Genomic DNA, 16,515 nt, shown 5'->3' on the forward strand with positions numbered 1-16,515 from the left:
TGTGGTTAATTTATTTTAGTTTTAAAAAGTTTTGAAGAACTAAAGAACCAACATCGCCGGATTTCTCCGAGTGAAACTGCGTTCCATAGAAATTATCTTTCTGCAAAGTCGCACTGAATGGCAAAATATAATCACATTCAGAAGTTGTATTTTCACCAATCTCACAATAATAACTGTGGACAAAATAGAAATTATCTTCTTCAGAAATTCCATTTAAAAGTTGATCCCTTATCTTCTGTAAATTATTCCAACCCATGTGCGGAACAATATCTCTGCCGGGAAATTGCTTCACTTTTAAATTAAAAATCCCCAAACATTCTGTATTTCCTTCTTCTGAAAAATTACACAACAATTGTTGGCCTAAACAAATTCCTAAAAATGGTTGTTTCAAAGTCGGAATTAATTCGTCCAACATTAAAGATTTCAAATAATTCATTGCCGTTGAAGCTTCACCAACTCCGGGAAAGATGACTTTCTCCGCATTTCTAATTTCTTCCGTATTTGAAGTTATCAAAGTTTCATAACCTAGTTTCTTCACTGCATTTTCAACGGATTTTACATTTCCGGCAACGTAATCGATAATCGCTATCATAATATTCCTTTGGTGCTTGGGATGGAGAAATTATTGGCATCTCGCTTTACTGCATCACGTAAAACTTTGGCAAAAGCTTTAAAAATCGACTCAATTTTGTGATGTTCATTTTCACCTTCACATTGAATATTGAGATTGCATTTTCCAGTATCCGTGAATGATTTAAAGAAATGATAAAACAATTCTGTCGGAACATCACCAATTTTTTCACGTTTAAAACCGACGTTCCAAACTAACCAGTTTCGTCCGCCAAAATCTAATGCGACTTGCGCCAAACAATCATCCATCGGTAACGCAAAAGCATAACGTTCAATTCCTTTTTTCGAACCTAAAGCCTGCTCAAAACAAGTTCCTAAAACCAAAGCCGTATCTTCAATCGTGTGATGTTCATCAACCTGCAAATCACCATTAACCAAAACTTCTAAATCAAAATTCCCGTGTTTTGAAATCTGCTCGAGCATGTGATCAAAGAAAGCTAAACCTGTATTGATATTGGATTTTCCGCTTCCATCTAAATTAAGTTCAACAGATATTTCCGTTTCTTTTGTTTTACGATTAACTTTTACTTTGCGCGGAATTTGTTTTAAATATTGATAGATTTCATCCCAGTTGTTTGTTGTTAAAGTCGCATCATCAAAATTCCCATCAGAAATAAAAATCGATTTCGTTCCTAAGTTTTTCGCAAGTTCTACATCTGTTTTTCGATCACCGATAACAAAAGAGTTTTTTAAATCATAATTCCCGTAAATGTATTTTTGAAGCAATCCAGTTCTTGGTTTTCGATTGGGAGAATTGTCAGATTCAAAACTATCATCAATTAAAATATCTGAAAAAATAATACTTTCATTGGCTAAAGTTTTCAGCATTTTTTCCTGTGGAATTCGGAATTTTTCTTCCGGAAAAGAATCTGTTCCTAAACCATCTTGATTCGTAACCATGACCAATTCGTAATCCAGTTCCTGTACGATCTTGGCTAAATTTTGAATGACTTTTGGATAGAATTCTAATTTCTCCAAAGAATCTACTTGCAAATCTGTCGGCGGTTCAATAATTATAGTTCCGTCGCGGTCGATAAATAATACTTTTTTCATGATTCTTTTATTTCTGATAATACCTTTAATAATTCTGAATTTTCATCAGCATTTCCAACACTTATTCGAAGGCAGTTATTTAAGCTTGGATGTCTTAGACTTGTCAGAATATTTTTGTCTAATAATTTCTGATAGATCAATTGTGCATCTTTAAATTCAATGAGGAAGAAATTAGCATCGGACGGAAATATTTTCACAACGGAATTAATTCCTTCTAAACCTAACTTCAGTTTTTCTTTCTCTTTTAAAATAATTGAAATGTTATTTTTTAATACTTCCAAATTATTTAATTGTAGCAAAGCCAATTTTTGACTTTCTGAACTGATGTTGTAAGGAGGTTTAAGTTGTATGAACAAACTCGCAATTTCTATTGAAGAAAATCCAACTCCAATTCGTAAACCTGCCATTCCAAAAGCTTTTGACAACGTTTTTAAAACAATTAAGTTTGGATATTTATTCAATAATTTGACCGCAGAATCTTCTGGAGAAAACTCAATATACGCTTCATCGACTACTACAATCCCATTAAAATTTTGAATGTAAAATTCTAAATCGTCAATCGAATTCCCGGTTGGATTATTCGGGGAACACAGAAATAAAACTTTAGCCTGACTTTTAGAAACTGTATCTAAAAACAAGTCTTTCTCCAATTGAAAACCTGAATTCAGTTCCAGTTTTTCAACCTGAACATTATTCATTCTTGCATAAATTTCATACATCACAAAACTTGGATTCATGATCAAAATCGAATCTTTCGTTGGTTCGCAGAAAATTCTCATGGTCAAATCGATCAACTCATCGCTTCCATTTCCTAAAAATAAATTCTCGGTTTTTGCCTGGTTAATTTCGGCCAGTTTCTTTTTTAACTGAATCGGATCACCATCCGGATAGCGGTTAAATTCACCAAAAGGATTTTCATTCGCATCCAAATAAACCGCTTGTTTATTGATATAAGAATCACGTAAAGTTTGGTAAGATTTCACTCCAGCCAAATGTGGGCGAACCTTATTATTTAAATTAAATTCCATTCTGTAAAGATTTTAAGCGAAGTGAAACTGCATTTTTGTGAGCGATCAAACCTTCTGCAGCTGCCATAATTTCGATAGTTTTTCCAATATTCTTCAATCCTGTTTTTGAAATTTCCTGAATGGTGATTTTCTTAACAAAACTGTCCAGAGAAACGCCACTATAATTTTTAGCAAAACCATTGGTTGGCAAAGTGTGATTTGTTCCACTCGCATAATCTCCGGCTGACTCGGGTGTATAATTCCCAAGGAAAATTGAACCAGCATTTTGAATTTTAGAAATATAACTTCCCGAATTATCCACGGCTAAAATTAAATGTTCAGGCGCATAGAAATTACTCATTTCAATTGCTTCATCAATTGATTTCAATAAAATAAAACGGCTGTTCACTAAAGCAGTTTTTGCAATTTCGTTCCTTGGAAGTTCAGCTAATTGCTTTTCAATTTCATTTAAAGTTTCATTAAAAATGATTTCATCGGTCGAAATAAAAATCACTTGCGAATCAGATCCGTGTTCCGCTTGAGACAATAAATCTGCCGCGCAAAATTCAGGATTGGCGGATTGATCAGCGATTACCAAAACTTCGCTTGGTCCTGCAGGTAAATCGATTGCCACCTTATATTCCGTCGCCAATTGTTTCGCCTGCGTCACATATTGATTTCCGGGACCGAAGATTTTATCAACTTTCGAAATAGTTTCAGTGCCAAAAGTTAAAGCAGCAATCGCTTGTGCGCCACCAACTTTGAAAATTTTTGTAATTCCACACAATTGCGCAGTATATAAAATCGCGGGATTAACCGAACCGTCTTTATGTGGTGGCGTACAAAGAAAAATTTCTTTGCAACCTGCAATCTGAGCGGGAACAGCCAACATTAAAACCGTCGAAAAAAGTGGCGCTGTTCCGCCTGGAATATACAATCCAACTTTTTCAATCGCTCTGTATTCTCGCCAACAAATAACTCCTTCGGTGGTTTCAATTTCTTTGGTATTTCCTTTTTGAGCAAAGTGGAATTTGTAAATATTATTTTTCGCTTGATTAATTGCAGCATTTAATTCTTCTGAAACTTCATTAATCGCAAATTCTATTTCTTTTTCAGAAACCAGTAAATTTTCAATATCGACTTGATCAAATTTCGCAGAGAATTCTTTTAAGGCGGAATCTCCTTCATTTTTTACTTTTAAGAAAATGTCCTGAACGGTATTTCTCAAATCCATTTTCGCAAGAACGGGTCTTTTTAAAAGTATTTTCCAAGTATGTTGCTCCGGATATTTAAATATATTTTTCATTTTTACTGTTTTTGGACTTATTTTTAAAGCAAATACGCTAAGTAATTTTATTATTCTGTTGATCAATTACGATTGCAAAGGCGTTTCACTCAGCAGAGGCGTGTGGCCTTTTGTAGTAGGTTGTACATTGTACTTTTTACAAATTATTAAATTCTAACGGCTCATGTTTAATATCTAATTGTCTCATTTCTAACATTTTACAAAACCATTTTTTCAATTGGAATCACCAAGATACCTTCTGCACCAAACTTTTTTAACTCATCGATAATTTTCCAGAATTCATTCTCCCGAACAACAGAGTGAATACTACTCCATCCAGATTCTGCTAAAGGTAAAACGGTTGGAGATTTCATGCCGGGTAAAATTTCAATTATTTTTTCAATGGAATCATTCGGAGCATTAAGCAAAATGTATTTATTTTCACGGGAATTAATAACTGCCTGAATTCGGAAAAGGAAAGATTCAAGAATTATTGAAATATCATCAGGAAGATTTTTGCTGCAAATTAAAACAGCCTCACTTTTTAAAACTTGCTCCACTTCTTTCAATCCATTATGCAATAAAGTACTTCCGGAACTCACCAAATCGGCGATCGTATCTGCTAAACCGATACTTGGCGCAATTTCCACACTTCCGGAAATTTCAACGATTTCGGCATTGATATTATTTTTATCGAAATAATTTTTAACAATGGAAGGATAAGAAGTTGCTATTTTTTTCTGATCAAAAAAAGTCAAGTCGGTATACTCTTGATCTTTTGGAATTGCTAATGATAATCTGCAATTTGCAAAACCTAATTTTTTAATCAAGTCAACATTTTTTTTCTGTTCCAGAACTTCGTTTTCTCCGATAATCCCAATATCTACAATTCCCTGTTCCACATATTTTGGAATATCATCATCGCGAAGAAAGAGAATTTCTAAAGGAAAATTGGTAGCAGAATTTTTCAGTTTGCTTTTAAAATCAGGAATTTTAATTCCACATTCCTGCAAAAGCTCTAAAGATTTCTCGCTTAAGCGTCCGCTTTTTTGGAGGGCAATTTTTAATTTGTTCACGTTCAATTTTGAGATTGGGTCTGAACAAATGCTGTTATTTTCACACAAAAAAAACCGTCTTTGTTCAGACGGTTTAATTTTATTTTATTCACTTAATGCCATAAATATATCAACTCGTCTTTAGATGAGATGATGATGATGGAATAAAGCGGTTGTATTTTTCATGTTGTTTTAACTCTGCAAATATAACTGATAAAAAATTTAACGTGCAAGAAATAATTTCTTATTTGGACATAAGTTCCTGATAAACAGCCTGCAAATTTTCAGCAATATTTTTATCACTGAACTTTTGAACGAATTTTAAACTTTTTTCTGCTCTCCGATTTCTTTCAGATTCATTATTCCATAGAAATAAAATCTTGGCTTTAATGTCTTCGAAATTGTATGGATCGATATAAACAGAATCATTTCCTCCAGCTTCCGGCAGACAACTTACATTACTTGTTATGACCGGAGTTTCCGAAAAAAGCGCTTCAATCACAGGAATACCAAATCCTTCGAAAAAACTTGGATAAACGAAAATATTGGCGAGTTTATAGATGGCGGCCAATTCGTCCATGGAAACATTTTCCAGAAACTGAACCTGGTTTTCTAATTTGTTTTTGCTGAGAAATTTTTGAATTTTTTTAAAGTATTTTGTTTTCTTACCGATGACCACTAAAGGGATTTCTGTTCCGTTAATCGCATGCACGATATTCAAAAGATTTTTTCGCGCTTCAATTGTTCCGACATTCAGGATAAAACGCTCTGGAAGATTGTATTTTTCTTTAATTGAATTTAGAAATTCTTCAGTTTGATTTTCTTTAAAGGCATGATGACAACCTTGATAAACCACCCGAATTTTCTCTTCTGGCACTTTTAAAAACTGAATAATATCACGCCTGGTCTGTTCAGAAATGGCGATGATCAGATCGGCCTGTTCTGCGGCCTTCTTAAATTTCCAGAAATGAATTTTGCGGTCAAAAAAAGAATAATACTGCGGAAATCTCAGGAAGATCAAATCATGAATGGTAACGATCTTTTTAATGGGTTTATCTGTCCATTTTAAAGGCAGTTCGCCGGAAAGCCCATGGAAAATATCGGCATTGATTCGCTGCGCATCTTTACCCATTTTCAACTGACGTGCCATCGTTCCTTTGGAAGTTTCAACGAAAGAAACGTTTGCCATTTTCAAAATATCTTTGCCTTTTTGGGACCTCTTTTCATTAAAAAGGACATACTCGTTTTCAGGAACGTAACTTCCTAAAATCCGTATTAAATCCCTGGAATAGTTTCCTAAACCCGACGTATTATTAAAGAAACGTTTACCGTCAAAGGCGATCTTCATTATTAGAAATTGTTGGAACGGATAATATAATTCGGCCGGTCTTTCACCTGTTTGAACATTTTACCCAGGTAAATGCCGATGATGCCCAGGATAATCAGCTGCACGCCACCGAAAAAAACGACTGTCATGATCAGAGACGCCCAACCGGAAATTTCGGTATGCGCGATAAAGGAATGAACCACATAAATACCGTACACCAATACAGCAAAAGCGGAAAAAATAAAGCCGAGATATGCCGCAAGATAAAGTGGTTTCACGCTGAAAGCTGTTATTCCCGTAAACGCAAAACGCATCATCTTCTTCAAATTGTAACTGCTTTCGCCGGACGCGCGGTCTCCCGCCGTAAATTCTACGCCCGTTTGCTTAAAGCCGATCCAGGTGGAAAGGCCTCGAAGAAAAATATCGGCCTCATTCATGTTGCGAATTACATCAACCACGGAAGCATCCATCAAGCGAAAGTCAGAACCGCCACCTTTAACGAGATTTACATCGGAAATACCGGACAATAAATGGTAAAATAACTCCGACGTTTTTCTTTTAAAAGTTGAAATGTGTTTCGGATAAGTGCGGATCGTAAAAACAATATCAAAGCCCTTTTCCCACTGTTCGATCATTTTGGGAATAAGTTCAGGCGGATGCTGCAGATCAGCATCCATAGAAATTACGGCATTGGCGCTGGAACTGTCGATGCCGGCTTTTACCGCGGGCTGATGGCCGAAATTGCGGGAAAATTCTATAAATTTTATTTCTTCATTTTCGCGGGCCAGTTTTTCCAGGATCTGCTGCGTGCTGTCGCGACTGCCATCATTAACGAAAATAATTTCGAAATGATAATCCTCCAGCTTCGCGAAAACCTCTTTGATCCTTTGGTGGATCAAAGAAATATTGCCTTCTTCATTATGAGCGGGAATAACAACCGAAATTTTTTTCACTGCGTTCAATTAAACTAATTCATAATCTTTTTCGAAATTTTTCGTCAGTAATTCATAGATAACGTGAAACCAAACGAAACAACAAGGTAACGCTTTTAAGGAATACTTAATGACATACTCTTCTTTAATGAATTTCGGGAAGAGGTCGGAAAAGGAAAAGCAGGTTAAAATTATCACAAAAAGCAAAAGTCCGATGATCAACGGAGATTTTTTCTTTTGCATTAAAAACCAGATCATCACACCTGCAACGGCAATAATATAAGTCGGTGATTCCGAACCGGAACTGAAAAGCACGATGAATAAAAGCGTCGAAGCCAAAATCATTAATTGGAAGGGAAGGTTCTTGTATTGCTTAATCCGTAAATATGGTAAACCTAAAATCACAATTCCGGGAATTAAGAAAATAAGATTTGAAATGTTCGGATTGCCTAAAACACGGCGTACAATTCCCATTAAAGAAAAATCCTGACGCGTTCCTAAAATCTGGTTTGAAGCATTTTTCTCCGAAAGTGACTGAAACCAATCCACATAAGACTGCAAACCAAAATGTACGCTCGAGATCAACATCGGTAAAATCAGGAATAAAAGCCCAAAACTTAGAAAAGACCAAATAAATTTCCATTTGTTTTTAATGAAAAAGAAAGCAGAAAGTCCGGCAATTCCGTAAATTTTAACAAAAAACCCGATGAGAATGGAAATGGCAGACTGCTTTTCTTTTTTTTCATAAATATAAATTGCAGAAAGCATCAGTAGTCCTGTCAAAGCAATATTGAACTGCAGACTTACCGCCGCTGTTATAAATTCCTGCAGACAAAGCCAGGCAAAAAAAGCCTGTTTCTGCCTGGAAAACGGCAGCTTATAAACCGCAAAAAGAAATACCAGTGTATTCGCCACGTTCCACAAAACCATTCCGAACCAGTCCGGAAGCAGTGCAAAAGGCGCGATTAACACGCTGAAAAATATACCATAGTGGTTTGAATCCAAATGTGCTTCCGGATAGAGAAGATAAATATTTTTTCCGCGAAGCGTGTTAAAAAACACGTTTTTGAAAATCAGATAATTATTGTATTTCGCAGGTCCACCTGCATATTTTGCAAGCGCGGAAGCAACAGAAACAAGAAGATAAATCCCAAAAATATATTTGGGATTTGAGATGAATTTTGAGAATTTATCTTTCAAAATGTTTAAAAATAATATTTAAACAGAAACATTATTTTCCCGAAGTGCGTCGTTCAGAGAAGTTTTTTTATCCGTAGATTCCTTTCTCTGTCCAATGATCAGAGCACACGGAACCTGATATTCTCCCGCCGGAAATTTCTTGGTATAACTGCCGGGAATCACCACGGATCTCGAAGGAACACGTCCTTTGATTTCTACCGGACTTTCACCGGTAACGTCGATTATTTTTGTGGATGCAGTAAGAACAACATTCGCTCCTAAAACGGCTTCTCTTTCTACGTGAACGCCTTCTACAACGATACATCTGGAACCTACGAAAACGTCGTCTTCGATAATTACAGGGGCAGCCTGAAGCGGTTCCAGAACACCGCCAATTCCCACTCCACCGCTTAAGTGGACATTCTTGCCGATCTGGGCACAGCTTCCGACAGTTGCCCAGGTGTCGACCATGGTTCCGGAGTCCACGTAAGCGCCGATATTAACATACGACGGCATTAAAATAACACCCGAAGCGATATACGCGCCTTCTCTGGCCACCGCATGCGGAACCACACGAACGCCCTTTTCGGCGTAGCCTCTTTTCAGCGGCATCTTATCGTGAAATTCAAAAGGGCCGACTTCGATAGTTTGCATTTTTTGGATAGGAAAATACATTACCACGGCTTTTTTTACCCATTCATTCACTTTCCAGCCATTGTCGGTTGGTTCGGCTACGCGGAGTTCGCCCAAATCGAGTTGGCGGATGACTTCACGGATGGCCTTGCCGCTTTCTTCTGTATTTAAAAGTTCACGATTGTCCCAGATATTTTCTATGGTTTGTTGTAACATGTTTTTTATTGTGGTTGATAGTTGACAGTTGACAGTTAATTATTTGGCAGTTGCAGGATGAGGATCCATGAAAATAAAAGCCGTGCAAATTTATAAAACTCTGCGTGCGAAGAGATATGCGCTGTTCCAGTATTTCTCGTTGAGTGAAGATATGATCACACCTTTTGAGGTGGAGGCATGAATGAATTTTACTTCACCGTCGTTTCCTATATCGTGCACAATTCCGACATGTGTCACACGGCTGCCGCCGGAAGTGGCAAAGAAAAGCAGATCACCGGGCTTTGCTTCTTTTATAATTATTTCTTTTCCGGCATTTGACTGGTCTTCGGAACGCCGTGGTAATTTCGTATTATTTTCATCAAAAACTTTCACTGTAAATCCCGAACAGTCAAATCCCGCAGACGTGCTCCCGGCATATTTGTAGGGTGCGCCAAGATATTTCTCAGCATCGCGCAGTATTTCCTGAATCTGCCCATCGACCTTTCCCGAAAAACGCGATTCGAGTGTCTTGATATCTTTGGTTTTAGCGACTGTCTTGGTGGGAATGCTCCTTTTGACCACTTTTTGCGAAGTCCCGCAGGATAAAACAATGAGCGATAAAATTAGGACAAGAACGGAGTTTTTCATATCGTTTTCGGCGTTTTTCAAAAATAGTAAAATTAATAAGAATTTGTGGCCGTTTTTAAAAATTAAAGCGCAAAAAGGCAGTGCAAAAAGAAAATGACGTAAAAAGGAATTATATTTAAGGCTTAATAATTTGCAAACCTCATGACTGTTTCTGAACTAAAAAAAAATTATCTGGATGCGCTTGCCTCAGCATATTCCGAAAACGAGATCAACATTATTTTTTCGTTATTCCTGGAAAAAGTCTGTGGATTTGATAAAATAACACAACGGTCCAGAATGCAGGCGAAATTGACACCGACGCAGACGACAACTTTGAAACAATATTTGGCCCAACTGAACACAGGACAGCCTTATCAGCAGATTTTAGGCGAAACTGAGTTCTATGGACTGAAGTTCTTTGTTAATGAGCACGTGCTGGTCCCGAGACCGGAAACTGAAGAACTTCTGGAACTCGCCATCGGGAAAATCCGCGAAACTGCCGGATCAAAACGAATTAAAATCCTTGATATCGGAACGGGTTCAGGAATTATTCCCATTGTTCTAAAAAAACATTTCCCCGAAGCAGAAGTTTCGGCAATCGATCTTTCGGAAAATGCCCTGAAAACAGCAAAGAAAAACGCGGACTTACACCAGGTCGAAATTAATTTTATTCATCAGGATTATTTAAGCGAAAATTTAAATGACGTTTACGATGTGATCATTTCAAATCCGCCGTACATCGGGATTGATGAAGAATACGAGATTGCCGAGTCGGTAAAAGCGTTTGAACCCAAAATGGCCTTGTTTTCTCCGAATTCCAATCCACTGGTTTTTTATGAAAAAATTGCAGAAGATTGTAAAAAGTATTTAACACCTGAAGGTTTGGTTTTCATGGAAATTAATCAGAAGTTGGGAAGGGAAACGTTGGATTTATTTACTAAGGTTTTATCGGAAGCGGAGTTGATGGAAGATTTGTCGGGGAATGAAAGAATTGTTTGGGGAAGAAAGTGAAATTTGTTGATGGTTGAGAGTGGATAGTTGACAAGAACTGAATAAAATAAACCCAGACCAGCTGTTTTATAATCTTAGTTTCATTTATATTCTATCTTATGATTTAGCTCAATAGGATTATTATTTTCTAATAACATTTTCTGTGTTTCCATGATTCTTTTACGATAATCAATTTCCACAGTTCCTCCACTACCATTATCTTTAACAACTTTCATCCCTTTCGCTATTGCAAAGTTGTAAGGACTACCAAAATATTCTTGTAATATCTTATTGAATTGGTTCCAAGTTATTTGTTTACCACCATCTATTTCAAACAAAGAATTATTCGCTAAGTTTTTGATTTCAGTGGCTTTAAAAACATAATCTTCCTGGTCATCTTGAATCTGCAAAATAAGACCTGGAAGTCCATGAAAATAATACGGACCTTCTGAAACTGGAATTTCTTTTGTAAACCACGCCGACCAATTTCTACCGCCATATTCCACTTCTGCTTTTTGGCAATTGATATTTGCGATTACTGCGGTTTCAGGTAATATTTTCCAACTTAAAACGTCATCAATTTTAATAAAAAATTTATCACGACTCATTGGTGAAACGAAATGTTTTTTAATAACTGAATGATCGCGGTCTTTCGTTAAATAGAATTCATGGTTAGGATCTGTATTATAACCCAAACCAAATCCTGTTTTCGCAATTAGTGAATCAGATGTTCTACGGCTTTCAATACGAAAAATTGATGTTCCGCCTAAAATATCAAGCTTATAATTCTGCTTTTTTATTTTGTCTTTTTGAGTCGGATTGCTTTTATAAATAAGTTCGTAGGAAATACTTGAATTTTGGGCGCTTACTTTATTGACAAAACAGCACAATACTACAAGTCCTATTTTGAACGAAAAAGGTAAGTGATAAATCATGCCTCTAAATTAATAATTATTTACAATTATGGATAGAACCTTTTTCAACCTCCAAAATATAAAGTAAATTTTGTCAGCAGTAAAGAAAAACCGCCTGAACTTGTAGCCCAGATTGAAACGGCATCCTTTTTTGAGGAGGAACGACGAAAAAAAGATATAGTGGAAAGCTGGACTGATTTCGCAAAGAAGTGATAACCTTTATGCTCCTAAAAATACTACCCCACCCTCTTTTTTACGAAAACCATATACGCCATATACATTAACGGCAGAGCCATTACGGCCAGATACAGTCCGTTTTCAATCGCCCGTTGCGGCTGCAGACCCACTGCGTAAACGAGGCCGAAAAAGGCACCACCCAAATGTGCGGCATGACCGATATTATCATGCTGCTTCGGATTAAGCATCATATAAACGGAATATGAAAAATAAGCAAGTCCAAAAAGATAGCCGGGAATAGCAATCGGGATAAAGAAAAAGTAAATTCCCAGATCCGGTATCATAGCAATGGATGCAAATAATATCCCGGAAACTCCGCCGCTCGCACCAATCGCTGAGTACCATGACTGATCTTTGTAAAGGTAAAGTGAAAATATATTTCCCAAAAGCACCGATCCAAAGTACACAACCAAAAATCCAAGGTCGCCAAAGGCACTCACCACAATAGGACCAAAGAAATAAAGCGTCATCATATTGAACAGCAGGTGCATGAGGTCGGCATGCAGGAAGCCCGCAGAGAGTAAACGGATGTATTCCTTCCGCTGTAGGATGGCACCTACATTAAATTTATATTTTTCGAATATCTGAGGATTGTTGAACGCCACAAAACTGATAAGTGCCGTAGCGGCGATAACAATTAAAAGAACTGAACTCATAAGCTAATAAAAAATAAAAGTTTCGGATCCGAAACTTTAGTTAGACAATTTCTGAAGTTAAACTTCTGGAAAGTAATTTCTCGTGCATGGGCTTCAGGACATCTAAACTACCGGTTTTCACAGTGCATTTTCCTTTGTAATGTACAAGCATTGTACACTGCTCTGCCTGCTCAAGCGTATGGCCACAAATCTCGATAAGCGCCTCTATCACGTAATCGAACGTATTCACATCATCATTCCAAAGCACGATTTTATATACTTCGTCTTCCTTCTCGAGCAACGCTACTTCTTCGTCGTATTCACGTTGCGGATTTTCATAATTTTTATAAATGGATTTCACAATAAACATATATTGAAATTTGGGTTTAACAGCTGACTCCTTAAAAAAAATATTCTTTAAATGTCATTCATCTCTTCCGCCAGATCATTTACAATATTGGGTTCGATATATGAAAGTTCAACCAGATCTACACTTTTGTTCTGCATTTTCAGGATTTTGACATGGTAATCATTAATGACAAACTCCTGGTTTTCTGCCGGAATATCTTCAAGTCCGTGTAGAATATAGCCTGCAAGTGTATTATATTCACCATCATCCGACAGCGGAAATTTTTTGGGTAAATGCTCATTGATCTCATCCAAGGGCTGCGTGGCCTGAACCCAATAAACGTTCTCACCAACTTTATCTACGATCTTGGCTTCTTCATCTTCTTCATCCTGGATCTCTCCTACAAGCTCCTCAAGAATATCCTCCAGCGTGATAATACCTTCTGTGCCACCAAATTCATCGATAACCACTGCCAAATGTTGCTTTTTCTGTTGAAAAACCTTCAATAAGTCAGAGATTTTTTTACTGCCAACCACGAAAAATGCTTCACGCATTAATTCCTTCAGCACATCGTGGTCGATCTGGCCGTTTCTCTTGATATATTCGCGGATGATTTCTTTGGCATAAAAAATTCCTATCACATTATCAATCGAATCCTTATAAACCGGAAGCCGGGAATATCCGCCTTCCATAATGATACTGATAATATCGGCAACGGGCTCTTCGATATCGATAGAAGCGATATTCTGTCTCGGCACCATGATCTGTTTGGCAGAATGGTCTGTAAAATCGAAGGCATTTTTAATGATCTCGTAATTCTCCTCTTCAATCTCGCCGGAATCTGCGGACTGTTTCACCAGTAACTGCAGTTCTTCTGTGGAGTGAATTTCCTGTTCGGACGCGGGATGAATCTTCATTAACCTTAAAACCGCGTTAGACATTTTATTCATTGTCCAGATAAAGGGTTTGAAGATCGTATAGAAAATCCGGAGCGGCATGGCAATCGCCATTGTCGTAGATTCCGACTTGCGGATCGCAATGGACTTGGGGATTAATTCTCCGAAAACAATATGCATCACGGTAATCAGCAGAAAACTAATTACCAGCGAAACTGTAGTAATGGTAGCATCGGCCACTGCAAAATCGAAATAGTGGAATATATTTTCGATGACATGGTGCATGGCACTTTCACCCACCCAACCTAAAGCCAGGGAAGCAAGCGTAATTCCCAGCTGCGTAGCCGACAAATACTCGTCTAAATGTTTGATAATGTGCTCAGCCTGCTTGGCCATTGAGTTGCCTTCGGCGGCTTTGAGCTGAATTTGTGAGTAACGAACTTTAACGATAGAAAATTCTGCGGCTACGAAAAACCCATTGAGTAAAACCAGCAATAATGCCAGCAAAAGCTTGACGACGTCTGAGTCCATTTAAATTAAAAAATATTTGATGCAAAGATAAAGAAATTAAAATTACCGTTTCTGCATCGACGCGCACAATATTAAGCACTTATAAACAGGGAAGCACCCAACCGACGGGTGCTTCCCTTGTAAAAAAATTTCTAAATCTACTTTTTAATGAACTTAATCGTTTGTTTACGTACACCATCCTGGATAGGAACCAAAAGATACATTCCGGGTGACAACGTTTTAACGTCTATGGAGAAATCTGTTTTGGAGTTCAGCATATTTTCTTTTTTAATGACCTGACCGGCGGCATCATAAATTTCGAAAACCAGGTTTTTGAACCCAGTTTGGACATTTAATCTGAGATAATCCTGCACCGGATTTTGCTGTAATGAGATTTCACTGCCATAAATACCGCCTTCATTTGTTTTTAATAAAGCTCCTGCCCCTACAATAATTTGCCAGGAATTGATATTGCTTAATCCTGACACTCCATAATCATATATGATGAGTCGCCACTCACCATTAAGCGTTCTTCCGTTTAAAAATGTAGTCATATTTCCGGGGTGATGCTGTGGGAAAGGAGCAGTTCCGTAAGTAGGCGCATAATTACCTGCGGGGATCGCTACACCAGATGCATACGCGGCTGCATCGATCAGGGCGGTATTGCTCGAGTTAAATCCCAGAATATTGGCGGCGATAAAAGATGATGAATCACCACAAGAGCTATTATTACCGCCACCGATTCTGCGGATCAAAGTCAGTGCCTGTCCTGCAGGACTTACCAACTCTATTACAACGTCGCCCAACCACTCAGCATTCACAGATAAGTTGACCGTAATTTTATTGGGATCTGCAATCGTTCCCACCAAAGGAATAGTAATTGCAGACATAGTGACGCCGGGCTGCGTGCCAAATCCACAGGCGCTTATTCTCGCGGTGGCATCTGAAGCTACAGTCGCCGTGGTATTCTGATAAGTCTGCGCATTCAGCGAGATGCTGACCGCCAGGAAACTCATTGCGAATAGGTAAAGATTTTTCATAATGATTGTTTTAAAATTAAATTATGAATAAATCTACAGACATATCACGCAAAGTAATCAAGTAGAAACACCCCATTAGCCAACGTGAGATAACCCTTTAACTAAAAAAAGACCATGCAAGCATAGTCTTTATAATATTTCAAAAATAGAAGTCTTAAGAATTCTTCAATGCCTCCGCACCCGAAACGATTTCTAAGATCTCGTTTGTAATCGCGGCCTGACGCGCTTTGTTATAGAAGATAACAAGGTCGTTTTTCAGTGCCTGCGCATTGTCTGTGGCTTTGTGCATTGCAGTCATCCTTGCACCGTGCTCAGAAGCTACAGAATCAAGAATGGCTTTATAGACCTGCGTTTTAATGGATTTCGGAATCAGCACGTTTAAGATTTCTGCTGCGTTGGGCTCGAAAAGGTAATCTGTATTTAAGGTTCCCTCTTTTTCTGCCATCACCAGAGGCAAAACCTGCTCGGTCTGTACTTCCTGCGTTGCAGCATTGATGAATTTGTTATAAATCACATACACTTTGTCGAATTGGCCTTCTTTGTACGATTCCATTACACGCTCCATAAAATTGGAGACGACCTGGAAGTTCATGCCATCAAAAAGCGCACTTTGGTTGTCATAAACAGTTCTCGACCGGCGCACAGCATCGTATACTTTCTTCCCAACTGTAAGGATTTCCACTTCATGACCGGCATTACTGACCACGTTGTTCAGTTCCTTGATCACCGACGAGTTAAAAGCACCCGCAAGACCTTTGTTGGAAGTCACTACAATATAAAGTACTTTTTTAACTTCGCGCTCCGCAGTAAAAGTAGAAATACCTTCGAGATCAGTTGTGGAACTTACGTTACCTATAATCTCCTGGAGTTTTTCCGAGTACGGTCTCAACATTACAATCGCATCGGTCGCTTTCTTCAGTTTCGCGGCGGAGACCATTTTCATAGCGCTCGTAATCTGCATTGTAGAGGAGATCGAAGTGATCCGTGCCCGTATTTCTTTTAAGTTTGCCATTTATTAATT

The 16,515-nt window shown here is 37.8% G+C and carries 17 protein-coding genes; 1 reads left to right on the plus strand and 16 read right to left on the minus strand.

Annotated features, from left to right (window positions below; genetic code table 11):
• Positions 1 to 10 precede the first annotated feature (10 nt).
• From hisH to H562_RS0110145, 10 genes are all read right to left on the minus strand, one after another.
• Positions 11 to 592, minus strand: a complete 582-nt coding sequence (gene hisH / locus H562_RS0110100; RefSeq protein WP_027377398.1) for an imidazole glycerol phosphate synthase subunit HisH — start codon at positions 590 to 592, stop codon at positions 11 to 13.
• Complete coding sequence (gene hisB, locus H562_RS0110105) at positions 589 to 1,683, minus strand: bifunctional histidinol-phosphatase/imidazoleglycerol-phosphate dehydratase HisB (RefSeq protein ID WP_027377399.1); 1,095 nt, start codon at positions 1,681 to 1,683, stop codon at positions 589 to 591. Before hisB ends, hisH begins: the two co-directional genes overlap by 4 nt.
• Complete coding sequence (gene hisC, locus H562_RS0110110; protein WP_027377400.1) at positions 1,680 to 2,711, minus strand: histidinol-phosphate transaminase; 1,032 nt, start codon at positions 2,709 to 2,711, stop codon at positions 1,680 to 1,682. The genes hisB and hisC overlap by 4 nt, the downstream gene beginning before the upstream one ends.
• Entirely contained in the window at positions 2,701 to 3,996 is a 1,296-nt protein-coding gene (gene hisD / locus H562_RS0110115; protein WP_027377401.1) for a histidinol dehydrogenase, read from the minus strand. Before hisD ends, hisC begins: the two co-directional genes overlap by 11 nt.
• A 197-nt stretch (positions 3,997 to 4,193) precedes the next feature.
• Positions 4,194 to 5,051: an ATP phosphoribosyltransferase gene (gene hisG / locus H562_RS0110120; protein WP_027377402.1), complete on the minus strand. Its 858-nt coding sequence runs from the start codon at positions 5,049 to 5,051 to the stop codon at positions 4,194 to 4,196.
• A gap of 223 nt (positions 5,052 to 5,274) precedes the next feature.
• A complete protein-coding gene (locus H562_RS0110125) occupies positions 5,275 to 6,378 on the minus strand; it encodes a glycosyltransferase family 4 protein (protein ID WP_027377403.1) in 1,104 nt (367 codons plus the stop codon).
• Positions 6,379 to 6,380: 2 nt separating this feature from the next.
• The gene (locus tag H562_RS0110130) at positions 6,381 to 7,310 is read right to left on the minus strand and encodes a glycosyltransferase family 2 protein (RefSeq protein WP_027377404.1); all 930 of its coding nucleotides are present in this window, start codon (positions 7,308 to 7,310) and stop codon (positions 6,381 to 6,383) included.
• 9 nt (positions 7,311 to 7,319) lie between these two features.
• The gene (locus H562_RS0110135) at positions 7,320 to 8,489 is read right to left on the minus strand and encodes a glycosyltransferase family 87 protein (RefSeq protein ID WP_027377405.1); all 1,170 of its coding nucleotides are present in this window, start codon (positions 8,487 to 8,489) and stop codon (positions 7,320 to 7,322) included.
• A gap of 18 nt (positions 8,490 to 8,507) precedes the next feature.
• On the minus strand, positions 8,508 to 9,317 hold the full coding sequence (locus tag H562_RS0110140) for a 2,3,4,5-tetrahydropyridine-2,6-dicarboxylate N-succinyltransferase (protein WP_027377406.1): 810 nt from the start codon (positions 9,315 to 9,317) through the stop codon (positions 8,508 to 8,510).
• A gap of 90 nt (positions 9,318 to 9,407) precedes the next feature.
• On the minus strand, positions 9,408 to 9,944 hold the full coding sequence (locus tag H562_RS0110145; protein WP_027377407.1) for a C40 family peptidase: 537 nt from the start codon (positions 9,942 to 9,944) through the stop codon (positions 9,408 to 9,410).
• A gap of 141 nt (positions 9,945 to 10,085) precedes the next feature.
• Here H562_RS0110145 and prmC point away from each other — a divergent pair, with 141 nt between their 5' ends.
• A complete protein-coding gene (gene prmC / locus H562_RS0110150) occupies positions 10,086 to 10,934 on the plus strand; it encodes a peptide chain release factor N(5)-glutamine methyltransferase (RefSeq protein ID WP_027377408.1) in 849 nt (282 codons plus the stop codon).
• An 80-nt stretch (positions 10,935 to 11,014) separates the two neighbouring features.
• On the opposite strand, the gene H562_RS0110155 is transcribed toward prmC, so the two are convergent.
• The 6 genes from H562_RS0110155 to atpG all read right to left on the minus strand — a co-directional run bounded on the left by H562_RS0110155 (position 11,015) and on the right by atpG (position 16,506).
• On the minus strand, positions 11,015 to 11,848 hold the full coding sequence (locus H562_RS0110155) for a GLPGLI family protein (RefSeq protein ID WP_051190475.1): 834 nt from the start codon (positions 11,846 to 11,848) through the stop codon (positions 11,015 to 11,017).
• Positions 11,849 to 12,063: 215 nt separating this feature from the next.
• Positions 12,064 to 12,720: a rhomboid family intramembrane serine protease gene (locus tag H562_RS0110160; protein ID WP_027377410.1), complete on the minus strand. Its 657-nt coding sequence runs from the start codon at positions 12,718 to 12,720 to the stop codon at positions 12,064 to 12,066.
• A gap of 40 nt (positions 12,721 to 12,760) precedes the next feature.
• Positions 12,761 to 13,069 carry an ATP-dependent Clp protease adaptor ClpS gene (locus H562_RS0110165; RefSeq protein WP_051190476.1) on the minus strand — a complete coding sequence of 103 codons (309 nt, stop codon included), beginning with the start codon at positions 13,067 to 13,069 and terminating at the stop codon, positions 12,761 to 12,763.
• A 47-nt stretch (positions 13,070 to 13,116) separates the two neighbouring features.
• On the minus strand, positions 13,117 to 14,475 hold the full coding sequence (locus H562_RS0110170; protein WP_027377412.1) for a hemolysin family protein: 1,359 nt from the start codon (positions 14,473 to 14,475) through the stop codon (positions 13,117 to 13,119).
• A gap of 137 nt (positions 14,476 to 14,612) precedes the next feature.
• Positions 14,613 to 15,494 carry a proprotein convertase P-domain-containing protein gene (locus tag H562_RS0110175; protein WP_027377413.1) on the minus strand — a complete coding sequence of 294 codons (882 nt, stop codon included), beginning with the start codon at positions 15,492 to 15,494 and terminating at the stop codon, positions 14,613 to 14,615.
• 154 nt (positions 15,495 to 15,648) lie between these two features.
• Positions 15,649 to 16,506, minus strand: coding sequence for an ATP synthase F1 subunit gamma (gene atpG, locus H562_RS0110180; RefSeq protein ID WP_027377414.1), 858 nt, complete (start codon positions 16,504 to 16,506; stop codon positions 15,649 to 15,651).
• Between the last annotated feature and the right edge of the window lie 9 nt (positions 16,507 to 16,515).

The sequence above is a fragment of the Kaistella palustris DSM 21579 genome (assembly GCF_000422265.1).
In the GTDB taxonomy this organism is placed as follows: domain Bacteria; phylum Bacteroidota; class Bacteroidia; order Flavobacteriales; family Weeksellaceae; genus Kaistella; species Kaistella palustris.